Genomic DNA, 22,681 nt, shown 5'->3' with positions numbered 1-22,681 from the left:
CGCATGACCGCCACGCCCCGCCCGCCGGCGTCCGCGCCCCTGCCCTTGCAGGTGCCGGCGCCGGCGTGGTTCATTTCCGACCTCCATCTCACGCCGGGCATGCCCCGCACGCTGGCCGCGTTCCGGCGCGTGCTGGACCGCGCCGCGCAAGACGCGCGCGCGCTGTTCATCCTTGGCGATTTCTTTGAATTCTGGGTCGGCGACGAAGAAACGGCCTCGCCGTTCGCCGCCGATGTGGCTGCGTCGCTACGGCGCCTGGCCGATGCCGGCGTGTCGGTGTACCTGATGCACGGCAACCGCGATTTCCTGATCGGCGCGCACTTCGCGGCGGCTGCCGGCGCCACGCTGCTGCCCGATCCCACGCTGATTGAGTGTGCCGGCCAGCGCGTGGTCCTGAGTCACGGCGACATGCTCTGTACCGATGACGTCCGCTACATGCGCTTCCGCCACTGGACGCGCAAGCGCTGGGTGCAGCGGCTGTTCCTGGCGTTGCCGCTCTCGGCACGCATGGCCGTGGCGCAACGGCTGCGCGCGGACAGCGAGGCAGGCCGCGCGCGGCAACTGGCCAATCCGGCCGCCACCCCACCCACCTACGGCGATGCCACGCCCGCCGCCGTCGCCGCGCTGCTGGACGTCCATGGCGCCGCCACGCTCGTCCACGGCCATACCCACCGGCCCGCGCGCCATGCCCACGGCGAGACCGTGCGCTGGGTGCTGACCGACTGGGATCTCGATGGCCGCCATCCGCGCGCGGCCGTGCTGCGGCTTGGCGCGGATGGCTTCACGGTGCTGCCCCAACTCGACTAGGTCGACTAGGTCGACTAGGTCGACCGAGGCAGCGATCCGTTGCCTACTTCATCATCTTGCGCAGTTCGCTCGCGTCGAAGCGGTCGTTCGGTGTGTTTTCGAGATGCTCGCCAAGACGGTCGAGCGCGGCCAGCACGGCCTCGATGCGATCATGCTGCTTGGCGGCGTTGTCGATCAGGCTTTTGAGCGCCAGCGAGACCGGGTCGTCCGCGTTCGGCGTGATGCCGTAGGCCGAGAACTCCTGCTTGGCGCCCTGCTGCGCCGCTGGCGCGTCGGGCATGATGATGCGCGCGGGAATGCCCACGGCCGTGGCGCCCGGCGGCACCGGCTTCAGCACCACGGCGTTCGAGCCCACGCGGGCGCCATCACCCACAACGAAGCCGCCCAGCACCTTGGCCCCGGCGCTGACCACCACGCCCGCGCCCAGCGTCGGATGCCGCTTCTGGCCCTTGTATAGCGAGGTGCCGCCCAGCGTCACGCCCTGGTAAATCGTGCAGTCGTCGCCGATCTCGGCGGTCTCGCCAATCACCACGCCCATGCCGTGATCGATGAACACGCGCCGGCCCAGCTTGACCGCCGGATGGATCTCGATGCCGGTGAGAAAGCGCGACCAGTGCGAAATCCATCGGCCCAGCCAGTGCAGGCCACCGCGCCAGCACACGTTGGCCACGCGGTGAAATATCACGGCGTGCAGCCCGGGATAGCAGGTCAGCACTTCCAGACGGCTGCGCGCGGCGGGATCGCGCAGCATGATCGTGTCGATATCTTCCTTCAGGCGAGTGAACATCTTTATCGTGTCGTGAGCGGTCGCCGGCGCCGTGTTTGGCCGGAGCGCTTTTTTTAGTATCAAGGGACAGGACTCGGGGGACGTCCAGGCGCGCGAGCAGGGAGTGTAAGAGATTTGTGAGCCTGCCGCCCGGCCATGGGCGCCGCCCCCGACGTCGTCAGGGACTTTGCGCGGGGCCCGGGTTCAACATCGTGCCGGCGTGGGTGCCAGAGATGCAGGGATCAACACTGCCGCGATAGTCGTCACAGTCTTACGGTTCCTTGTCAGTCTCGCCGGGCTTATCGGACGTCTTGGACGGTTGGGACGTTTTGGAGGTTTCGATCTTGTCCGATGGGTCGCCCGCCGCGATCATCATCCGCTTGGCAATGCCGCGCAGGATATTGACCTCCTCGCGCTCCAGCCCGGCCCGCGCGAACAGGCGCCGCAGACGCGACATCAGCTTGCGCGGGTTGGTCGGATCGAGAAAGCCGATGGCCGCCAGGCCCGCCTGGAGGTGACCGAACATCGATTCGATCTGCTCGGCCGTGGCGGGCTCCCCAGCATAGCCGATATCACGCGAGGCGTCCGGGCGCGCCTCGGGCGCGGCCAACAGCGCCAGACGCATCTCATAGGTGATCAACTGCACCGCCTGGGCGAGGTTCAGCGAGGCATACGCCGGATTCGCCGGAATGTGGGTCACGGCGGCGCAGCGCTCCACCGCGTCGTTGGGCAGGCCGTAGCGCTCGTTGCCGAACACGAAGGCGATCACGGCATCGGGTGCTGCTGCCAGCACTTCATACCCGCGCGCTGCGGCATCGCGCGGCAGCAGGCGCGGCGGGCCGAACTCGCGTTGGCGGGCGGTCATCGCCACGGTATAGGCCGCGCCAGCCAACGCGGATTCGATATCCGGGACGATTTGTGCATCAACAAGCACATCGCCAGCGCCGCTGGCCATCGCCACGGCATCGGGGTGATGGAGCACGTCCGGCTCGCGCGGGTTCACCAGCACAAGGCTGCCGGCCCCCGCGCCAAAGCCCATGGTCTTCATCGCCCGCGCGACCGATCCGACATTGCCGGGGTGGCTGGTTTCGATGAGCACCACACGCACACGGTGAAAAATGGACAACGCATCACTTACAGGCGTCGATCCGTCTGGCAGGGTCTTTTGGGTTTCCGAAGCGGAGTCTTTGTTCATTCAGTGGAGTTCAGGTAGCCGGGCTCGTGCGGTGGGCCGGCTTCCTATACAATGCAGCCTTCAAATTTGTGGGTGCGGCGCCGGTTGTCCGGGCGGCGTGCCTCGTTCTTCTACAATTCGTTGTGTTGTTCGGCCGGTTATTGGGCCCCCCGCACGCGCCGCCGCGAGGCCTGGCGTGCCGGTGCGCGCCCCTGCCCCGCCGCCTGGAGAGATTCATGCATCCGATGCTCAATATCGCCGTCAAGGCGGCCCGCAAGGCGGGTTCCATCATCAACCGCGCGTCCATGGACGTCGATCTCGTGCGCGTTTCGCGCAAGCAACACAACGATTTCGTGACCGAGGTCGATCGCAGCGCCGAAGCCGCGATCATCGAGATTATCCGCACCGCCTATCCCGAGCACGCCATTCTAGCGGAAGAGTCCGGCCAGTCCTGGGTCGACGGCGATCCGGAAGCCGAATACACGTGGGTCATCGACCCGCTGGACGGCACCACCAACTTCATCCACGGTTTTCCGCAGTACGCGGTCTCCATCGGCCAGTTGCACAAGGGCGTGCCCGTGCAGGCCGTGGTCTACGACCCCACGCGCGATGAACTGTTCACCGCCAGCAAGGGCGCCGGCGCGTTCCTGAACAACCGCCGCATCCGCGTGACCCGCCGTGACAAGCTGGCCGACTGCCTGATCGGCACCGGCTTCCCGTTCCGCGACCTGGAAGGCGTGGACGAATACCTCGAAATGTTCGCGCTGATGACGCGTAGCTGCGCCGGCCTGCGTCGCCCGGGCGCCGCCGCGCTGGACCTGGCCTACGTGGCCTGCGGCCGCCTGGACGGCTTCTTCGAACGCGGCCTGAAGCCGTGGGACATGGCCGCCGGCATGCTGCTGATCACCGAGGCTGGTGGCCTGGTGGGCAACTACGCGGGCGAATCGCGCCAAATGGAACAGGGCGAAGTGCTGGCCGGCAACCCGAAGGCGTTCGGGCAGATGGTGCGTCTGCTGTCGCCCTTCTCGTTGGACAACGCCAAGCCGTCCGCCGCGATCTAAGCGACCCACGCGGCTCGCTGCACGCTACAACAGGCGCCTCCGGGCGCCTGTTTTTCGTTAACTCTCGAGCGTGCAACCGCTCGGCAACACCATCGACGTGAGGCCATCGCCGCGCACGGCACAGGTCCATCCACCGTTCGTGAGCCTGCCAACCGTGATCCGTGCACCGCGCACCAGGGGATGCACCTCGCCATCGAGCAGCACGACGATCGCGCCCGAGCCATCGGCATTGAACGCGAAGGTATCGGCCGTCGCCGTCAGCGTCGAGCGCACGTAGCCAAGCGTGCCCACCGGGTCCGGGAACGCGAACACGCCGTTGTGAATGCGCTCCTCCACGGCCGTCTTGTAGTTCGCGGCCTCCCAGAACCCGCGTGAGATCTGCGTCTTGATGATGTATTGCTGATAGGCCGGAATCGCCAGCGCGGCAAGGATGCCGATGACGGCCACGACGATCATCATTTCGATCAGCGTAAATCCCCGGCGCAGCCGCTGGGGCAGTCGGGGGTTGTCTGTTGTGATGTTTGGCATCGGGCGATTCCGGCAGGTTGACCGCCTACTCCTATCCAAACTACGTGCCAGCCGCAAAAACCCCCAAAAGTGACAGGATTTGGCGCAATTCCGCCGCCGAACCGGCGTGGGTGACAGTTTGCCGCGTGACATATCCGCCGCCTGACAATTCTCGTCAGGTGCGCCGACTTTTTCAGAATCCTCCCAAAGACCTTGGGCTGCCCGGCCCCTACGATGGGTTGCACCAGAGAACTCTCATATTTTATGCATGGGCAAAAAATATCTTGACCCGCTTCTTTGTTGTCCATACATTAATTCCGTCTTCATCGAGTTCGATGCCGCCAAGGATCTCGTCAACCGCTTCAAGCATGGCGTGTCGCTGGAGGTGGCAGTCATGCTCGATCTGGACGCCGCGCAGGTCGTCATCGACACCCCCTACGACTACAACGAGGCCCGCACGATTGCGGTGGGTCCGATTGGTCAACGGATCTACGTGATGGTCTACACGATGCGCGGCAATGTGATGCGGGTGATCAGCCTGCGCAAGGCAAACCGCCGAGAGGTCTTGAACTATGTCGACAAAGCAAACGATCCACATTCCTGACGATGCCGAGGACGCCGCGATCACGCGCGGCGCACTCAGCGACCCCGACAACCCGCCGCTGACCGACGCGCAGCTCGAGCAAATGCGCCCGGCCCCGCGCCGCGGGCGCCCCGCCCTGCCGCCGGAGGCCCGCAAGGTCACGCTGAACATGCGCGCGGACCGCGACGTGGTGGAGGCGTTCAAGGCCACCGGCGACGGCTGGCAGACGCGCATCAACGAGATCCTGCGTGCCTATGCACACACGCACCGGATGCTGCCGCGCTGAGCGCGGCGTGATTTCCGACAAGAAGGCCAGCGCTGAGAACATTTCTCACGCATTTTCAGAATTTGCCTCAAGGTGCGGGCACGGGCAGGCAGTAAAATGCCGCTTTGTGCCGTGGCGGAGGCAATCCGCCTGACGGCAATCGATATACCGGCGGCCCACCGTGGCCGCCCGAGAGGAATGCATGTCCGTAGAAGCCCTTTCCGCCGATCGTGATGCCGGGGACGCCCTCGGCCCCACCCCTGACGTGCCTGCCACGCCAGACACGTCCGCCGAGGCGGCGCCTGGAGACACCACCGCCGCGCCGGACACCAAGTCCACCGCGAAGCGCGGCGCGCCCGAGAAGCACACGCCGATGATGATCCAGTACCTCCGCATCAAGGCGGATCATCCGGACACGCTGCTGTTCTACCGGATGGGGGACTTCTACGAGCTGTTCCATGACGACGCGGAGAAAGCCGCGCGGTTGCTGGACATCACGTTGACGTCGCGCGGACAGTCCGGCGGCGTGCCCATCCGCATGGCCGGTATCCCGTTCCATTCGGTCGACCAGTACCTGATCAAGCTCGTCAAGCTGGGCGAATCGGTGGCGATCTGCGAGCAGATCGGCGATCCGGCCACGAGCAAGGGCCCGGTGGAGCGCAAGGTGGTCCGCATCGTCACGCCGGGCACGCTGACCGACGCCGCGCTGCTGCCGGACAAGGTCGACACGTTCCTGATGGCCGTGCACCAGCAGACCACGCGGCGCGGCATCAGCAAGACCGGCCTCGCCTGGCTGAACCTCGCCAGCGGCGAACTGCGGCTGATGGAGTGCGAGGCGGCACAACTGGGCCGCGAACTCGAACGGATCCGCCCCGCCGAACTGCTGTTTGCCGATGGCATCGACCTGCCGGCGCTGACCTGCGCGCGTACCCGGCTGCCGGAGTGGCATTTCGACCAGGATGCCGGCACGCGCCGGCTGCGCGAGCAGATTGGCGTGGCAAGCCTGGAACCGTTCGGCTGCGCGGGCCTCGGCGCGGCGCTTGGCGCGGCCGGCGCGCTGCTGAATTACGCGGCGGCCACCCAGGGCCAGTCGCTACGGCATGTACAGGGCGTGACCGTCGAACGCGAATCGGAATTCGTGGGCCTCGATTCGGCCACGCGGCGCAACCTGGAACTGACGGAAACGCTGCGCGGCGGCGAATCGCCGACGCTGTTCTCGCTGCTCGACACCTGCGCCACGGCGATGGGCAGCCGCGCGCTGCGCCACTGGCTCCATCACCCGCTGCGCGACCCCGCGCTGCCGCGTGCGCGCCAGCAGGCCATCGGCGCGCTGATCGCCCAGGACCCGGACGCCCTGCGCACCAACCTGCGCCGGCTGGCTGACGTCGAGCGCATCACGTCCCGGCTCGCCCTGCTGACGGCGCGGCCCCGCGACCTGTCGTCGCTGCGCGACACCCTGCGCGCGCTGCCCGACGTGCGCGCCACCGTGACGCTGGCCGACGACGCCCCGCTGCTGGCGCAGACCCTCGACGACCTCGAAATCCCGGAAGACTGCCTCGGCCTGCTGGTGCGAGCCGTCGCCGAGGAACCGTCCACGGTGCTGCGCGACGGCGGCGTGATTGCGCGCGGCTACGATGCCGATCTGGACGAACTACGAGACATTTCCGAGAACTGCGGCCAGTTCCTGATCGACCTCGAGGCACGCGAGCGCTCCCGTACGGGCATCGCCAACCTGCGCGTGGAGTACAACCGCGTGCATGGCTTCTATATAGAGGTGACGAACGGCCAGGCGGACAAGGTGCCCGACGACTACCGCCGGCGCCAGACGCTCAAGAACGCCGAGCGCTACATCACGCCAGAGCTGAAGTCCTTCGAGGACAAGGCGCTGTCCGCACAGGACCGCGCGCTGGCGCGTGAGAAGGTTCTCTACGAAGCGCTGCTCCAGGCCCTGCTGCCGCATATCTCCGCCCTGCAACGCGTGGCGGGCGGGCTGGGGCGGCTCGATGTGCTGGCAGCACTGGCCGAACGGGCCCGCACGCTCGACTGGGTCCAGCCCGAGCGCGTGAGCGAGAACGTGATCGACATCGTGCAAGGCCGCCACCCGGTGGTCGAGGGCCAGCTAGCCGCCGATTCGACCGAGTTCATCCCCAACGACTGCCAGTTGACCGAGGCGCGCAAGCTGCTGCTGATCACCGGCCCGAACATGGGCGGTAAGTCGACGTTCATGCGCCAGACCGCGCTGATCGTGCTGCTGGCATGTGTGGGCGCCTGGGTACCGGCGCGGCGCGCCGTGATCGGTCCGGTCGACCGCATCTTCACGCGGATTGGCGCAGCAGACGATCTTGCCGGCGGCCGTTCCACGTTCATGGTGGAAATGACCGAGGCGGCGGGCATCCTGCACCACGCCACGCCGTCCAGCCTTGTGCTGATGGACGAGATCGGCCGGGGCACCTCGACGTTCGACGGGCTGGCGCTCGCCTGGGCCATCGCCCGCCACCTGCTCTCGCACAACCGCAGCCACACGCTGTTCGCCACCCACTATTTCGAGCTGACGCAGCTGCCGCAGGAGTTCGCGCAGGCGGCCAACGTGCACCTGTCCGCCGTGGAACATGGCGACGGCATCGTGTTCCTGCACGCCGTGCAGGACGGCCCGGCGAGCCAGAGCTATGGCCTGCAGGTCGCCCAACTGGCCGGCGTGCCGCAGCCGGTGATCCGCGCCGCGCGCAAGCATCTGGCCTGGCTGGAACAGCAGTCCGCCGATGCCACCCCCACGCCGCAACTCGACCTGTTCGCCGCGCCCGCTGCGCCGCCGGACGAAGATGAGGAGGCGGACGGGGAAGGCGGGGCCGCAGCGTTGCCGGTCGATGCGGCCGCCCTGGAGGCGCTCGACGCGCTGGCTGACATCGACCCCGACAGCCTGACGCCGCGCGACGCGCTCGATGCGCTGTACCGGCTCAAGGCGCTGGCGGAGAGCAAGCCCTCCGTATGACGGCACATCGGCGGGTCTGGCGGCACATGGCGGTGGCCGCGGTTTGCTGGACGGCATGTGCCGGGCCCGGGCTCGCCCACGCGGCCCGGACCGGGCGCGTCGCGCCACCCCCGCCGGCAGCGGTGCAGCCCGTGCGCATTGCGCTGATCGCCGATGTGCCGCAATGGCCGGCGGCCGAGGCCGACACGGCCGCACTATTCGATCTGATGTCGACCCAGCAGGTGGCGCTGATCGTCCATGCCGGCGGCATCAAGGGCGATACCGAGTCGTGTGGCGATGCCGTGCTGAACGTGCGCCAGCGCGTGCTCGACGACGCGCCACTACCGCTGCTCTATGTGCCGGGCGAGAACGACTGGGCCGAATGCCAGAAGCCGGTGAACGGCGAGTTCGACGCGGTGGAACGGTTGAACCGGCTGCGCGAACTGTACTTCCCGGTGGACGCCACGCTGGGGCGCCGTACGCTGCCGGTTACGCGCCAGTCGGACCAGGCCACGTTCCGCAGCTACCGGGAAAACGCCCGCATGGTACTGGGCAACGTGCTGATCGTCGGCATGAACCTGCCGGGCGACAACAACCACTATCGTACCGAGGGCGGCCGCAACGGCGAGTTCGAGGACCGGCGCGAGGCCAATCGGCAGTGGCTCTCCCGCGCGTTCTCGGTGGCCGAGCAGCGTGACCTCGACGGCGTGGTGGTGGTCGGCCATGCCGATCCAATGTTCGGCAATGGCTGGGAGAAGCGTGGCAAGCCGACCCTGTTCGATGGCTTCCTGCGACGCGGCGCGCGTGATGGCTATCTGGAGTTCAAGCGCCAGTTGCGCGAACTGGCCGGCAAGTACAAGGGCCAGGTCCTACTCGTCCATGCGAGCGACAGCGGTTTCAGCGTGGACAAGCCGCTGCGGGACGCGGCGGGCAAGTCCATAGCCAATGTCACGCGCGTGGCCCTGCCGGTGGGATCGCCCTCCCGCTGGACCGAGTTGACGGTGTCGCCGGGCTCGCGGGCGGTGTTCCAGGTGAAGCTGCGCGACGGGGTGAAGGGCAACTAGCCGGAAACGGCGGGGAATTAAAGGAACTGCGAGCCCGAAAACCCAAAGAAAAAGCCGGCAATTGCCGGCTTTTTCTTTGTCCTGCGACGACCCCATCGCAGCACTGCGGCCCGCCTTGCGGACGGGCTCACGCATCGCTCAATTGTTTGGGAAGATCAGTGGAGCGTGCGAGGGCTGTCGTCGCCGTCCTCGTCCTCATCCACCACTTCGATGCCCGAGGCACCGTGGGCGTGGCCGTGCTCGACTTCATCGCTGGTCGCCTCGCGCACTTCCGACACTTTCAGCCAGAAACGCAGCGCCATGCCGGCGAGCGGATGGTTGCCGTCCAGCACCACCTTGTCTTCGGCCACGTCAGTGATCGTGTAGATGATGGAGTCTTCGTCGTCGCCGTCCTCGGGCACGCCCTCGAACTGCATGCCGACTTCCAGCGGCTCCGGAAAGCGATTGCGCGGCTCCACCTTCACGAGGTCGGCATCGTAGTCGCCGAAGGCCTCATCGGGTTCCAGCTGCAGCTGGGTCTCAAAGCCGGCGTCGTGGCCGTCCAGCGCTTCCTCGATCTTCGGGAACGTGCCATCATACCCGCCGTGCAAATAGACCATGGGCTCATCCGACTCTTCGATCAGATTGCCCTGCGTGTCCGACAGCTTGTACACCACGGACACCACCGTGTTCTTAGCGATTTTCAATTCTTGACTCCATGAGCGATTCCGCATTATACGCGCAGGCCTTGCCTGCGGGCCCCATCGATCCCGACGCGCCGCTCACGCTGCTTGGGGGCATGACACCCGCCGTGTTCATGCGCGAGATCTGGCACCGCAAACCTTTGCTGATTCGACAGGCAGTGCCCGGAATCGTGCCGCCTGTGTCGCGTGAAGCGCTTTTTGACCTGGCCGACCGCGAGGACGTGGAGTCGCGCCTGGTGTCGTACTTTCGCAACCGTTGGAAGCTCGAGCACGGCCCGTTTGCCGAGGACAACCTCCCTTCGCGCAAGGCCACCAAGTGGACGCTGCTGGTGCAGGGCGTCAACCTGCACGACCAGGCCGCGGCCGACCTGATGAGCCAGTTCCGCTTCGTGCCCGACGCGCGGCTCGACGATGTGATGATCAGCTACGCCACGGACGGCGGCGGCGTGGGTCCGCACTTCGATTCCTATGATGTCTTCCTGTTGCAAGTATCGGGCCGACGCCGCTGGCGCATTTCGTCACAAACCAAGCTCGACCTGATTCCCGACATGCCGCTGAAGATCCTGTCGGACTTCACGGCCGAGGAGGAATGGGTGCTGGAACCCGGCGACATGCTGTACCTGCCGCCGCAGTACGCGCACGACGGGGTGGCCGAGGGCGAGTGCATGACCGCTTCTATCGGCTTCCGCGCCCCTGCCTACCGGGAGCTGGCCGGCCATTTCCTCGCGTGGCTATCGGAAACGGTGGAAGGCAACGAGGGCCTCGACGGCCGCTACGCCGACGCCGACGAGACCGCGACGGCGCATCCCGCGCAGATGCCGGCCGGGCTGGGCCGCGCAGTGGCCGAGCGGCTCCAGGCGATGAAATGGAACGGCGCGATGGTGTCCGAATTCCTCGGCTCGCACCTCTCCGAACCGAAGCAATCGGTGATGTTCGCCGAGGTCGAGGAGATTCCGCTGCGCAAGTACACGAAGCTGGCCCAGGCGCATGGCGTAGTCCTTGCTCCTGGTTCCATTGCGCTCTATGACCGTACGCATTTCTTCCTCAACGGCGAGGCCTACGAACCGCCAGCATCGCTGGCGAAATGGCTGCGTCGGCTGGCGGACCACCGTCATCTGACCGCTGCGGAGGTCACTGCGTGCGCCGCGCTGCCCGACTTGATGGATACCTTCCACGACTGGACGCTGGAAGGCTGGTTGCAGATTGCGCCTGTACGCGTGTAATAATGCGTAACAAAGAGAACCAGCAAATTTCGACTGTACACAAGCAGGGGAAACGCGGATATAATCGCCCGCTGGCTAGTACTGTGTACCACTGCATTGTCGGCACCCGGGAGAGCCTCAAATTTGCAGTTCAAGAGCGATAATTACCGGTAATTATTCATCGCCTGTTTTCAGTAATTAAAAGTTAAAGGACGAAAAATGAAGAAGTCTCTCCTGATCGCATCCCTGCTGGCAGCTGTTGCCCTGGCCGCTTGCGGCAAGAAGGAAGAAGCTGCCGCTCCGGCCGCTGACACGGCTGCTCCGGCTGCCACGGCTCCCGCCGCTGACGCATCGGCTCCGGCCGCTGCTCCGGCTGCTGACGCATCGGCTCCGGCCGCTGCCCCGGCTGCTGACGCATCGGCTCCGGCCGCTGACGCTTCGGCCCCGGCTGCCAAGCAGTAATCGGATTACTCCGATAAAAAAGCCGACCTTCGGGTCGGCTTTTTTATTGCCCGCGATTTACTCGCGGCGCGCCCGGTAGTCCGGCGCATCATCTCGGCTTCAGCACCGTTCCGGCCTCAGATAATCTTGAATCACATGCCGCGGACCGGTTGCCATCCCAGCCCCTCCTCCTGATCTGCAATCAGGATCTCCTCCGGCGCCACCCCAAGCACGGCCGCAAGTGCCCCCGAGGCCAGCGCGCGCGTGTTGTTCTGTTGACTCAAATGAGCGGCCACCACGCGTGACAGCCCGCCATGCGCCACCCGCGACAGGATCGCCGCCGCCACTTCATTGGCCAGGTGCCCGAAATCCCCGCCGATACGCCGTTTCAACGAATACGGATAAGCCGAATTCCGCAGCATCTCGCGGTCATGGTTGCACTCCAGAACCAGCGCATCCACGCCAGCGAGCCGCGCTGTGACGTAGGGGGTCTCCATGCCGGCATCGGTTAGCACGCCAAGCCGCGCGTTGCCATCGGTCAGCACGAACTGAAGCGGCTCGCGGGCATCGTGCGGAACCGTGTACGGCAGAATCTGCAAGCCGCCCACCGAGAACGCGTGGTCGGCGCAGCACACGCGCACATCGGCCACATCGGCGCCGCGCATGTGCGCGGTGGCGAGCCAGGTGCCGTGACTGGTATGAACCGGAAGCTTGTGGCGCGCGGCGAACGCGTAGGCCGAACCCACGTGGTCGCCATGCTCATGCGTGACCAGTACCGCGTCGAGCTGGCCCGGCGTGACGCCGAGCCGCTCGAGCCGGCGCGCGGTCTCACGGATGCCGAACCCGCAGTCGAGCAGCACACGGGTCACCGTGGTGCCATCGACGGCCTCGATCAGCAGCGAGTTGCCTTCGCTGCCACTGCCCAAAAAAGCAAAGCGCATCATCGATGCGCTCGCTCGGGATGGTTCCCGACGGCAGGAGCCGTCGGGACCGTCTGACTGCGACAAAGACCCATCAGTGCAGTTGCTCGTCCAGCAGCGACAGGATCTTCTTGCCGATTTCGGTGTTCTCCGGCTGCCCGGCCTCGTTCAGCACGGTGACCGTGGTGCCCGTGCCGTTGCCCTTGAGCGCCACGCGGTACTTCTTGGCCGTCTTGCCGTCGTTCGCCTTCGTGAACAGCTTCGAGAAGAAGCCGCGATCGTCCACGCTGGTACGCGGATCCACATAGCGCACGTAGTACAGGCCCTGGGCACGGTCACGATCTTCCACCGTGAAGTTCACGCGATCCAGCGAAAGGCCGACCGAGCGCCAGGCGCGATCGAACGGCTCCGGCAATTGCAGCGCCGGCGTGCCATTGACTTGCGACATAAACGACTTGCTGCCGTCGGCCGACGGTGCGCCGGTGGCTGCAGCGGCGCCGATGCCAGTGGCGGCGGCGGTGCCCACCGCTGGCGTGGCGGCATTGGCGGCCGCGTCATTCGTGCCGATGCCGGCCGGCGTCGGGTTCTTGGCCATGCGGTCGGCCTGCTCCTTCTGCACGCCCAGGCGCTGGGCCAGGCGGGACAGGAATTCGGCTTCCAGCTCAGGATCGGCCGGGCGCGGCGTCCAGACCGTGCTGGTCTTGTCCACACCGGTCAGCTGTTCCTGCGCACCGCGATGGCTGATGAACACCTCGAGCTGGCCGTTCTGCGACCGCTCCACGCGCGTGCGGAACTTGTCGCGCTCGGACGTCGAGTACAGGCCGTCGAACACCTTGCCAATGGTGTTGCGGATGATGTCCTGCGGGATCTTGGCGCGGTTCTCAGCCCAGTCCGTTTCCATGATGCCGGTCTCGGGCGAGTCCTGCACCAACAGGAAGCCGCTCTCCTGCCAGAAGCCGCGCAGGGTCTGCCAGAGCTGGTCGGCACGCATGCCGTTGCTGATCACGAGCCAGCGCTGGTTGCCGTCGCGTTCCATGCGCACGCCCTGGGCGCCCGGCAGCACGTTGTCGGTCGGGCTGGCCTCGCGGGCACGCCCGGCGTTGGCCTGGGTGTAGTTCGAGAGCGTGGACGTGCCAGAGGCATCGGGCACCGTGTAGCGGCGCTCGCCGTCGAGCTTGGTCAGGTCCGGCGGAATGTCCAGCGATGCCGTCTTCTTGCCCTGGGACTTGTAGTCGATCTTGTCCGGCTGCATGGCCTCATTGATGCTGCTGCAGCCGGCGATCAGGGTCAGGGCCAGCACGGGCGCGACCATGGCGGCACGGCGGACTTGCGTCGCGCCGCGACGGTTAAGCTTCTGTTTCATTGACACGTAATCCTGGTTTCAAGAAGGCGGCGATACGCCAAGGTTCAGCCGGTAAGGTTAAGGTCAGGCGAGCAGGCCGGCGTTGGCCAGCGCGCGGCGCACGGTCTCGTGCTGCGCTTCGGCCAGCGGGGTCAGCGGCAGGCGGATGCCGCCGGCCATCTTGCCCATCTGTTGCAGCGCCCACTTGACGGGAATCGGGTTGGCCTCGACGAACATCGCGCGGTTCAGCTCGATCATTTCCATATGCAGCCGGCGTGCGGTCACCACATCGCCGTTACGCGCCGCCACGCACATCTCGTGCATCTTGCGCGGCGCCACGTTGGCCGTCACGGAGATATTGCCGTGGCCGCCCAGCAGGATCAGCGCCACCGCGGTGGGGTCGTCGCCGCTGTAGATCGCGAAGTGTTCCGGCGCATCCTTGATCAGCTGCGCGGCCCGGTCGATGTTGCCCGTGGCCTCCTTCACGCCGACGATGCCCGGCACCTGCGCCAGGCGCAGGATGGTGTCGTTGGTCATATCGGCCACGGTACGGCCCGGCACGTTATACAGCAGCACCGGCAGCTCCACCGCTTCCGCGATCGTGCGGAAATGGCGGTAGATGCCTTCCTGCGTCGGCTTGTTGTAGTACGGCACCACCTGGAGCGACGCATCGGCACCGACCTTCTTGGCGAAGGCGGTCAGCTCGATGGCTTCCTTGGTGGAATTGCCGCCCGTACCGGCGATGATCGGGACGCGCTTGTTGGACTGCTCCACGGCCACGCGGATCAGTTCGCAATGCTCTTCCACGTTGACGGTCGGAGACTCGCCCGTGGTGCCCACAATCACGATGCCATCGGTGCCTTCTGCCGCATGCCAGTCGATGAGGGTGCGCAGCGCGGGGTAATCCAGGCTGCCATCCTCATGCATCGGGGTGACGATGGCCACGATGCTGCCGGTAATCTGTGTCATAGCTTAAGGAAACTCGGGAAATCGAATATCCGGGATTGTACCGGAACCGTCAGCCGCTCCGGACTCCCCCGGGGTGAGGGGAAACATCAGGATTTTCAACGTGTGAAGCGCCCTGCGCGCTGACACGGGCCGGGCGCACCGCCCGACCGGCCAGCCTAGGGCCGCGCCGGCAGCCTGTAGCGCGGTGGCGCGGTGCCCGGCGCGCCGCCCGTGGACTCGCGCACGGCACAAATCCGCTGGACGAACGCCGTTTTCGGCACTTCTACCACCCCGTCCTCGTACCCCACCACGCGGAGGGTTCCGCGCGCCATGTCGAGCAATTCGCCCGATTTCAGCAGGAAGTCGGGCCGGGACGGCTTGCCGACGGTTTCGTTACCAATTGCAAATGTTTCATAGATCAGCACCCCGGCAGGCGCCAGCGCCGCCAGCAGGTGCGGCCAGAGGGGGCGGTGCAGGTAGTTGGTGACCACGATGGCGTCCAGCGGCGCCCCGTCCGCCCCGTCAGTCACGTCCCCCAGCGGCCAGCCGTCCTGCTCGAGATCGGCCACCCGGCCCACCACGCCGGCGGGCAGCCCCGCCACGGCCTCGGCGTCGCGATCCACGGCCAGCACGTCAAACCCCTGCCCCGCCAGCCAGGCCGCGTGGCGCCCGCTGCCACAGGCGAGATCGAGCACGCGGCCGCCCGGCCGGATCAGGTGGGCCCAGCGGGTCACCCACGACGAAGGCGCGCCCAGTGGCGCGTGCGCGAGCGTCATGGCGCTTATTGCAGCAGGAGGATGATCGGCCGGAGCATCAGCTCGACCACCGACAGCAGCAGACTCATCACCGGCTGCATCCAGACCCGCGTGATCACGCCCGCCGCCACCAGCGCCAGCACCACGAAGATGCCATACGGCTCGATGCGGCTGACGGCCGCCGCCACGCGCTGCGGCAGGAAGGCGGTCAGCACGCGTCCCCCGTCCAGCGGCGGGATCGGAAACAGGTTGAAGGCGGCCACGACCACGTTGACGATTACCCCGGCGCGCGCCATCTGGCCCCAGAACGGCTCCTGGACCTGCGCCCAGGCCAGCCCGATCACCACCAGCGCCCAGATGAACGCCTGCACGAGATTGCTGGCCGGGCCGGCCAGGGCCACCCACATGCCATGCCAGCGCGGGTTGCGCAGGTGGCCGAACACTACCGGAACCGGCTTGGCGAAGCCGAACACGAACTGCCCGGCGGTCAGGAAATACAGCAGCAGCGGCACCGCCACCGTGCCGATCGGGTCGATATGCCGGATCGGGTTCAGGCTGACGCGACCGAGCCGGTAGGCCGTGTCGTCGCCGAAAAAGCGCGCCACATAGCCGTGGGCGGCCTCATGCAGCGTGATGGCGAACAAGACTGGCAGGGCGTAGACCGCAACGGTCTGGATGAGCGAGGAATCCATGTGCCCTATTCTATCCGTGCAATGGCGCCCGCAGGCTGTCCGGTTTGTGTCAAAGCGTGGCCGATTTTCAAAGCGTGGCGGACAGCCCGAAGCGTTCCACATCGCCCCGGCCCAGCCGCACCAGTTCCGGCTCGCCGCCGGTGAGGTCGATCACGGTGGTCGGCTGCGCCGGCGCCGGGCCGCCGTCCACCACCAGGTCGAGCTGTTTCTCCAGCCGGGCGCGGATTTCGGCCGGATCGTTCATGGGTTCGTCATCGCCGGGCATCTGGAGCGTGGCCGAGATCATCGGCTGGCCCAGTTCGGCCAGCAGCGCCAGCGGCACAGCATGGTCGGGCACGCGCACGCCGATGGTCTTGCGGGCTGGGTGCGACAGCCGGCGCGGCACTTCCTTGGTCGCCTCGAGGATGAACACGTACGGCCCCGGCGTGGCGCCCTTGATCCAGCGGTACTGGCGGTTATCCACGCGCGCGAAGTTGCCCAACTCGGACAGGTCGCTGCACATCAGGGTCAGATGGTGCTTGTCGTCGATGCCGCGCAGCCGGCGCAGGCGCTCCACGGCCGTCTTGTCGTCGAGCGGGCAGGCCAGCGCGTAGCTGGAGTCCGTCGGCAGCGCAATCAGCCCGCCCTGGCGCAGGATCTGCGCGGCTTGCTTGATCAGGCGCAGCTGCGGGTTGACCGGGTGAATCTCGAAGTACTGGGACATTCAGGGATCGTCGGGGGCGGAAGGCGGGGCGGGCGGACGGCTACCAGTCGTGCCAGACCGGGGTAACGTCCGATGGCAGCGGCGGCAGCGTGCCGATATCGACCCGGCCCTCGCCGGGGCCATGGAAATCCGACCCGCGCGAGGCCATCAGGCCGTAGTGGCGCGCCACATCGGCATAGCGGCGGAACTGGTCGGGCGTGTGGCTGCCGGTCACGACCTCCACGGCGCGGCCCCCCAGTTGGGTGAATTCGTCGAACAGCGCGTCGTGCTGGGTGGCCGTGTAGTTGTAGCGGCCCGGGTGGGCCATCACAGCGACGCCGCCGGCGTCACGGATCCAGCCGATCGCCTCGGACAGCTTCGACCAGCGGTGCGGCACGAAGCCGGGGCGGCCATCGGACAGATATTCGCTGAATACGTCGCTGATGGTCGCGCAATAGCCTTCATCCACCAGCCAACGCGCAAAATGGGTGCGCGAGATCAGGTCAGGATTGCCGACATGGCGCAGCGCGCCGGCGTAGGCATCGTGGATGCCGACCTTGGCCAGCGCCTCGCCGATATCCTGGGCGCGCCGGGCGCGGCCGTCGCGGGTTCGGGCCAGGCCGTCGATCAGGCCCGGATGGAAGGGATCGATCTGCAGGCCCACGATGTGCACGGTCTGGCCGGCCCAGGTGACCGAAATCTCCACGCCAGGCACATAGCGCATGCCGAGTGCCTCGGCGGCGTCGCGCGCCTCGCGCTGGCCGCCCACCTCGTCGTGGTCCGTCAACGCCCAGAAAGCCACGCCACCGGCATGGGCGCGCGCGGCCACGTCACGTGGCGCGAGCATCCCGTCGGACACGGTGGAGTGGCAGTGCAGATCGGCGTTGATGGCGTGCGGGTTTTGCATGGTCTTCATTCTACTCCTGGCAGGGTCTTTTAGCCCTGCCGCCAACGGTGGCGTGCCCGGATTCCCAAGGCACGCAAGGTATGATGGGGCCTTGTTCCGCTCCCCCATGCGCCGCGCGCCACCTGGCGCCCGCCGCGCACCTGCCTCGATCATGTCTTCCACGCCCTCCCCGCTCGCTCCCCAAGAAACCACGCAGACCGATGTGCTGATCGTCGGCGCCGGGCCGGTCGGCCTGTTCGCCGCGTTCCAGGCGGGCGTGCTGGGGCTCAAATGCGAGCTGATCGACGTGCTCGACCGGGCCGGCGGCCAGTGCACCGAGCTCTACCCCGAGAAGCCGATCTACGACATTCCGGCCGTGCCGGGCTGCCTGGCGCAGGACCTCGTGGACCGGCTGATGGAGCAATGCGCGCCGTTCGCGTTCCCGATGCACTTCAGCCAGCGCGCCGACAGCGTCAGCGAGCACGCCAGCGCCGACGGCCATCCGCGCCTGCTGGTGACCACCGACGCCGGCAAGCGTTTCGACGTGGCGGCAGTGCTGGTCTGCGCCGGCGCCGGGGCCTTCGCGCCGCAGCGCGTGGCGCTGCCCGAGGCCGCCGCGCTCGAGGACCGGCACCTGCACTACGCCGTGCGCGACACCTCGCGCTTTGCCGGCCGCCGTGTGATCGTGGCCGGAGGCGGCGATTCGGCGCTCGACTGGGCGCTCGCGCTGCGCAAGGTGGCCGGGCGCGTGACGCTGCTGCACCGGCGCGAGGGCTTCCGCGCCGCCGACCACACCGTGGCGTCGATGCGCGCGGCAGTGGCGGCCGGCGAGATGGACTTCGTCGTCGGTATGCTCGGCGGCCTGCAGACCGATGACGCCGACCGGCTGACCGCCGCGACGATCAAGACCCGCGACGGCGAGCAGACGCTGCCCGCCGACGAACTCGTAGCGCTGTACGGACTGGTGTCCGAGCCGGGGCCGATTGCCCAGTGGGACATGGACATGCGCGCGGGCCGCATCATGGTGGACACCACCACCTATGAAAGCTCGCGCCGCGGCATCTTCGCGGCCGGCGACATCTGCTTCTATCCGAACAAGCAAAAGCTGATCCTCTCCGGCTTCCATGAGGCCGCGCTCGCGCTGCGCAAGGCGTACCACTACGCCTTGCCGGAGAAGTCGCTGGTGCACGTGCACACCAGCAACAACGCCGCGCTCAAGGAGAAGCTCACGCACGCGTGAGGCTTCATCCCGACTCGTCATCAAGCGAGAAATTCCTCGATCAGCTGCGCCACCACCTGCGGCTGGTCGTGGTGGAGCATGTGCCCGGCGTCATCCACCGTGACTTCGCGGAAGTCCGGGAAGGCGCGGAAGCGCTCTCGGAATTCGTCCAGCGGCTGCTTGTGGGCGATGTGCTGGAGCGTGGCGGAGTCCCGCGCCTCCACGTGTAGCACCGGGGCTTCCACCTTGGCCCAGATCGCCATGATTTCGTCGATCCGATACAGCATGGGATTGGTCATCTTGTGGGCCGCGTCGCCCAGGATCTCCCACCGGCCCTCGGCGTTGCGGCGCGACCAGTGCGCGGCCAGGAAGGCGGCGCGATCGTCGGGCAGGCGCGGATTGGTCTTCTGCAGGCGCGCCGCCACGGCGGCCTCGCTCTCGTAGGTGCGCAGCTCCGGCTGCGCGCGCAGTTCGTCCAGCCAGCGCACCAGCCGGCCCGGCGCCTGGTCCGGTCGGGTGCGGGTCAGGCCGAAGCCCTCCAGATCCACCACGCGCCGCACGCGCTGCGGACGCACTCCCGCATAGATACAGACCACGTTGGCGCCCATGCTGTGGCCCACCAGATCCACCTGCCCTTCGGGCTGGTAGTGATCGAGCAGCGCCTCGAGGTCGGCCACGTAGTCCGGGAACCAGTAGGACGTGGTGCCCGGGTAGCGCGTCGGCAGGTCGGTCTCGCCGAAGCCGCGCCAGTCCATGGCGATCACGTGCCAGTCGCGCGCCAGCGCATCGACGAGGAACTGGAACGAGGCGGCCACATCCATCCAGCCGTGCAGCATGAACAGCTTGGGCGCGCCGGGCGTGCCCCAGTGGCGAACGTGCGTGCGCAGGCCGCGCAGCGTGATAAATTCGGAACGCGAGGTTTCCGTGATGGTCATGGTGTCTCTACCCTTCTGTCTCTGTATTGCCAGGTCTTCTCGGGCGCGCGGCGGATGGGGGGCCGCGCGGCAGCCTGGATAAAAATAGAACGATCGTTCGCCTGGCCGATTATAGCGATCCGCCCGGCCTGACGCCGCAAAAACATCGGAGACAACCGGATGACCGCCTTGCCGGCTACGCGCCGCGATGACTATCGCGCGCTTCATGACACGTTCCGCTGGAACGTGCCCGAGCACTTCAACCTGGCCGATGTCTGCTGCGGCCGCTGGGCCCGAGACCCGGCCACCATGGACCGCGTGGCGGTCTACACCGAGCACGAGGATGGGCGACGCGACGCCTACACCTACGCCCATATCCAGGCCGAGGCCAACCGGCTCTCCCGCGCGCTGCGCGCGCTGGGCGTGGGCCGGGGCGACCGCGTGGCCATCGTCATGCCCCAGCGCATCGAGACCGTGATCGCCGGCATGGCGGTCTACCAGCTGGGTGCCGTGGCCATGCCGCTGTCGATGCTGTTCGGCCCGGAGGCCCTCTCGTACCGCATCGACCACAGCGAAACCCGCGTGGCGATTGCCGACGAGACCGCCATCGACAACCTGCTCGCCGCCCGCCCGGACTGCCCCACCCTGCGCACCGTGATTGGCGCCGGCGCCGCCACGGGCCGGGGCGACCTGGACTGGGACGCCCTGCTGGCCGCCCAACTGCCTACCTTCACGGCCGAGCAGACCAAGGCCGACGAAGCCGCCGTGCTGATCTACACCAGCGGCACCACCGGGCCGCCCAAAGGCGCGCTGCTGCCACACCGGGCGCTGATCGGCAACCTGACCGGCTTCGTCTGCTCGCAGAACTGGTATCCGCAGGACGACGACGTGTTCTGGAGCCCGGCCGACTGGGCCTGGACCGGCGGCCTGTGGGATGCGCTGATGCCGGCGCTGTACTTCGGCAAGCCCATCGTCGGCTATCAGGGCCGGTTCTCCGCCGAACGTGCCTTCGAATTGCTCGAACGCTATGGCGTGACCAACACCTTCCTGTTCCCCACTGCGCTCAAGCAGATGATGAAGGCGTGCCCGGACCCGTCCACGCGCTACCGGCTGAAGCTGCGCGCGGTCATGAGTGCCGGCGAGGCCGTGGGCGAGACCGTGTTCTCGTGGTGCCGCGACGCCCTCGGGGTCATCGTCAACGAGATGTTCGGCCAGACCGAGATCAACTACATCGTCGGCAACTGCACCGCGCAGTATGACGACGACCGCCTCGGCTGGCCGGCGCGGCCGGGCTCGATGGGCCGCCCCTACCCGGGCCACCGCGTGGCCGTGATCGACGACGAGGGCCGCCCCTGCGCGCCGGACGAGGACGGCGAGGTGGCGGTCTGCGCTACCGACATCCACGGGCATCCGGACCCGGTCTTCTTCCTCGGTTACTGGAAGAACGAGGCCGCCACGGCGGGCAAGTACACCGAGCTGGACGGCCTGCGCTGGTGCCGCACAGGCGACCTTGCCCGCATGGATGCGGACGGTTATCTCTGGTATCAGGGCCGGGCGGACGACGTGTTCAAGTCGTCGGGCTATCGGATCGGGCCGAGCGAGATCGAAAACTGCCTGCTCAAGCACCCGGCGGTGTCGAACTGTGCGGTGGTGCCGTCGCCGGACCCCGAGCGCGGGGCCATCGTCAAGGCGTTTATCGTACTGACCCCGGCCGTGGCGCGCTCGTTCGACAACGACGCCGCGCTGATCGCCGAATTGCAGCAGCATGTTCGGGGACAGCTAGCCCCCTATGAGTATCCCAAGGCGATTGAATTCATCGATCAACTGCCGATGACGACCACCGGCAAGATCCAGCGGCGGGTGTTGCGACTGCAGGAGCAGGAGAAAGCGAAAGCAGCCGGGGGGGCGCCGGCGCCCACCTCAGCCGGCTGAGGCTTCCAGCCAGGCCAGGTCGTCCTCGTCGAAGCCCGCCGCGCGGCGGGCTTCGAGGTTGAACGGGCCGCGCAGCCGGGGCGCGCGGTACTGCTCGGACAGCACCGCGTAGGTCGGCACGGGGTCCAGCCCGCGCTGCGCGCACAGCCACCGATACCAGTGGTTGCCGATGGCCACGTGCCCCACTTCATCGCGCAGAATGATGTCGATGATGGCGGCGGCGGCCTCGTCGCCGGCCTCGGCCAGCTTCGCCCGCACCGGCGGCGAGGCGTCCAGCCCGCGTGCCTCGAGCGTGCGCGGCACCAGCGCCATGCGCGCCAGCACGTCGTCGGCGGTCTTGTCGCACATCTCCCACAAGCTGTTATGCGCCGGGAAGTCGCCATATTCGGCGCCCAGCGTGCTCAGATGGTCGGCCAGCAGCGTGAAATGCAGGGCCTCCTCGCTCGCCACCTGGAGCCAGTCGCGATAGAAACGCGGCGGCATGCCGGCAAAACGCCACGCGGCATCCAGCGCGAGGTTGATCGCGTTGAATTCGATATGGCACAGGGCATGAATCATCGCCGCCCGCCCCGCCGGGGTGCGCAGGGAGCGGCGGCGCTCCACCTTCTGGGGCGGCACCAGTTCCGGGCGCGCGGGCCGGCCCGGCAAGGCCAGGCCGGCAGCGGGAGCGAGTGCCGTATCCGTATCGCCGATGCCCTGCCCGGCCGTTTCTGCGGCCACCACGGCCTCGAACAGCGCCCGCGCCGCATCGGCCTTCGCCCTGGCATCGGTCATGCATAGCACTTCCAGCGCGCGGTGGCGTAGCAGGCGGGCATGCGGCAAATCGAGGCCGGCGGCGGGTGCGGTGACTGGCATAGGCGTAAAATTCCG

At 67.2% G+C, this 22,681-nt stretch carries 23 protein-coding genes; 10 read left to right on the top strand and 13 right to left on the bottom strand.

Annotated features, from left to right (window positions below; all coding sequences use genetic code 11):
• Positions 1–3: 3 nt before the first annotated feature.
• Positions 4–807, top strand: a complete 804-nt coding sequence (locus tag BM115_RS08640; protein WP_092292679.1) for a UDP-2,3-diacylglucosamine diphosphatase — start codon at positions 4–6, stop codon at positions 805–807.
• Positions 808–850: 43 nt separating this feature from the next.
• On the opposite strand, the gene cysE is transcribed toward BM115_RS08640, so the two are convergent.
• Together cysE and BM115_RS08630 are read right to left on the bottom strand one after the other, a co-directional pair.
• The gene (gene cysE / locus BM115_RS08635; RefSeq protein WP_092292677.1) at positions 851–1,594 is read right to left on the bottom strand and encodes a serine O-acetyltransferase; all 744 of its coding nucleotides are present in this window, start codon (positions 1,592–1,594) and stop codon (positions 851–853) included.
• Between the two features lie 250 nt (positions 1,595–1,844).
• On the bottom strand, positions 1,845–2,768 hold the full coding sequence (locus BM115_RS08630) for an RNA methyltransferase (protein ID WP_092292675.1): 924 nt from the start codon (positions 2,766–2,768) through the stop codon (positions 1,845–1,847).
• A 215-nt stretch (positions 2,769–2,983) separates the two neighbouring features.
• On the opposite strand from BM115_RS08630, the gene BM115_RS08625 reads away from it, so the two are divergent.
• A complete protein-coding gene (locus BM115_RS08625) occupies positions 2,984–3,808 on the top strand; it encodes an inositol monophosphatase family protein (protein WP_092292673.1) in 825 nt (274 codons plus the stop codon).
• A 57-nt stretch (positions 3,809–3,865) separates the two neighbouring features.
• On the opposite strand, the gene BM115_RS08620 is transcribed toward BM115_RS08625, so the two are convergent.
• Positions 3,866–4,336, bottom strand: a complete 471-nt coding sequence (locus BM115_RS08620; RefSeq protein WP_092292671.1) for a pilin — start codon at positions 4,334–4,336, stop codon at positions 3,866–3,868.
• Between the two features lie 247 nt (positions 4,337–4,583).
• On the opposite strand from BM115_RS08620, the gene BM115_RS08615 reads away from it, so the two are divergent.
• The 4 genes from BM115_RS08615 (at position 4,584) to BM115_RS08600 (ending at position 9,195) form a co-directional block, all read left to right on the top strand.
• On the top strand, positions 4,584–4,919 hold the full coding sequence (locus BM115_RS08615) for a BrnT family toxin (RefSeq protein WP_092292669.1): 336 nt from the start codon (positions 4,584–4,586) through the stop codon (positions 4,917–4,919).
• The gene (locus tag BM115_RS08610) at positions 4,888–5,184 is read left to right on the top strand and encodes a BrnA antitoxin family protein (protein ID WP_092292667.1); all 297 of its coding nucleotides are present in this window, start codon (positions 4,888–4,890) and stop codon (positions 5,182–5,184) included. Before BM115_RS08615 ends, BM115_RS08610 begins: the two co-directional genes overlap by 32 nt.
• Positions 5,185–5,536: 352 nt before the next feature.
• Positions 5,537–8,152, top strand: a complete 2,616-nt coding sequence (mutS, locus tag BM115_RS08605; RefSeq protein ID WP_092293299.1) for a DNA mismatch repair protein MutS — start codon at positions 5,537–5,539, stop codon at positions 8,150–8,152.
• Complete coding sequence (locus BM115_RS08600) at positions 8,149–9,195, top strand: hypothetical protein (RefSeq protein WP_369823388.1); 1,047 nt, start codon at positions 8,149–8,151, stop codon at positions 9,193–9,195. Before mutS ends, BM115_RS08600 begins: the two co-directional genes overlap by 4 nt.
• A 155-nt stretch (positions 9,196–9,350) precedes the next feature.
• On the opposite strand, the gene BM115_RS08595 is transcribed toward BM115_RS08600, so the two are convergent.
• Positions 9,351–9,881 carry an FKBP-type peptidyl-prolyl cis-trans isomerase gene (locus tag BM115_RS08595; protein WP_092292663.1) on the bottom strand — a complete coding sequence of 177 codons (531 nt, stop codon included), beginning with the start codon at positions 9,879–9,881 and terminating at the stop codon, positions 9,351–9,353.
• 11 nt (positions 9,882–9,892) lie between these two features.
• On the opposite strand from BM115_RS08595, the gene BM115_RS08590 reads away from it, so the two are divergent.
• Together BM115_RS08590 and BM115_RS27450 are read left to right on the top strand one after the other, a co-directional pair.
• Positions 9,893–11,101, top strand: a complete 1,209-nt coding sequence (locus BM115_RS08590; RefSeq protein ID WP_177219877.1) for a ribosomal protein uL16 3-hydroxylase — start codon at positions 9,893–9,895, stop codon at positions 11,099–11,101.
• Positions 11,102–11,299: 198 nt separating this feature from the next.
• Positions 11,300–11,542: a hypothetical protein gene (locus BM115_RS27450; RefSeq protein ID WP_092292661.1), complete on the top strand. Its 243-nt coding sequence runs from the start codon at positions 11,300–11,302 to the stop codon at positions 11,540–11,542.
• A 131-nt stretch (positions 11,543–11,673) separates the two neighbouring features.
• Here BM115_RS27450 and BM115_RS08580 read toward each other — a convergent pair whose 3' ends face one another.
• The 7 genes from BM115_RS08580 to BM115_RS08550 form a co-directional block, all read right to left on the bottom strand.
• Positions 11,674–12,465, bottom strand: a complete 792-nt coding sequence (locus BM115_RS08580) for an MBL fold metallo-hydrolase (protein WP_092292659.1) — start codon at positions 12,463–12,465, stop codon at positions 11,674–11,676.
• 70 nt (positions 12,466–12,535) lie between these two features.
• Positions 12,536–13,804, bottom strand: a complete 1,269-nt coding sequence (gene bamC / locus BM115_RS08575) for an outer membrane protein assembly factor BamC (RefSeq protein ID WP_092292657.1) — start codon at positions 13,802–13,804, stop codon at positions 12,536–12,538.
• 63 nt (positions 13,805–13,867) lie between these two features.
• Positions 13,868–14,752: a 4-hydroxy-tetrahydrodipicolinate synthase gene (gene dapA, locus BM115_RS08570; RefSeq protein WP_092292655.1), complete on the bottom strand. Its 885-nt coding sequence runs from the start codon at positions 14,750–14,752 to the stop codon at positions 13,868–13,870.
• A gap of 155 nt (positions 14,753–14,907) precedes the next feature.
• Positions 14,908–15,507, bottom strand: coding sequence for a class I SAM-dependent methyltransferase (locus tag BM115_RS08565; RefSeq protein WP_092292653.1), 600 nt, complete (start codon positions 15,505–15,507; stop codon positions 14,908–14,910).
• 5 nt (positions 15,508–15,512) lie between these two features.
• Complete coding sequence (locus BM115_RS08560) at positions 15,513–16,178, bottom strand: site-2 protease family protein (RefSeq protein WP_092292651.1); 666 nt, start codon at positions 16,176–16,178, stop codon at positions 15,513–15,515.
• Between the two features lie 67 nt (positions 16,179–16,245).
• Positions 16,246–16,881 (bottom strand): L-threonylcarbamoyladenylate synthase, encoded by a 636-nt coding sequence (locus BM115_RS08555; RefSeq protein ID WP_092292649.1) that lies wholly within the window; start codon positions 16,879–16,881, stop codon positions 16,246–16,248.
• Positions 16,882–16,921: 40 nt separating this feature from the next.
• On the bottom strand, positions 16,922–17,767 hold the full coding sequence (locus BM115_RS08550) for a 3',5'-nucleoside bisphosphate phosphatase (protein ID WP_092293295.1): 846 nt from the start codon (positions 17,765–17,767) through the stop codon (positions 16,922–16,924).
• Between the two features lie 151 nt (positions 17,768–17,918).
• On the opposite strand from BM115_RS08550, the gene BM115_RS08545 reads away from it, so the two are divergent.
• Positions 17,919–18,986 carry an NAD(P)/FAD-dependent oxidoreductase gene (locus BM115_RS08545; RefSeq protein WP_092292647.1) on the top strand — a complete coding sequence of 356 codons (1,068 nt, stop codon included), beginning with the start codon at positions 17,919–17,921 and terminating at the stop codon, positions 18,984–18,986.
• 20 nt (positions 18,987–19,006) lie between these two features.
• On the opposite strand, the gene BM115_RS08540 is transcribed toward BM115_RS08545, so the two are convergent.
• Entirely contained in the window at positions 19,007–19,900 is an 894-nt protein-coding gene (locus BM115_RS08540; protein ID WP_092292645.1) for an alpha/beta fold hydrolase, read from the bottom strand.
• 159 nt (positions 19,901–20,059) lie between these two features.
• Here BM115_RS08540 and BM115_RS08535 point away from each other — a divergent pair, with 159 nt between their 5' ends.
• A complete protein-coding gene (locus BM115_RS08535) occupies positions 20,060–21,811 on the top strand; it encodes an acyl-CoA synthetase (protein WP_092292643.1) in 1,752 nt (583 codons plus the stop codon).
• On the opposite strand, the gene BM115_RS08530 is transcribed toward BM115_RS08535, so the two are convergent.
• Positions 21,800–22,666, bottom strand: a complete 867-nt coding sequence (locus BM115_RS08530) for a ferritin-like domain-containing protein (protein WP_092292641.1) — start codon at positions 22,664–22,666, stop codon at positions 21,800–21,802. The two genes, BM115_RS08535 and BM115_RS08530, sit on opposite strands and share 12 nt — an antisense overlap.
• Positions 22,667–22,681: the final 15 nt, after the last annotated feature.

The sequence above is a fragment of the Cupriavidus sp. OV096 genome (assembly GCF_900115455.1).
GTDB lineage: Bacteria > Pseudomonadota > Gammaproteobacteria > Burkholderiales > Burkholderiaceae > Cupriavidus.
This window is presented reverse-complemented; position numbering and strand designations above follow the sequence as displayed.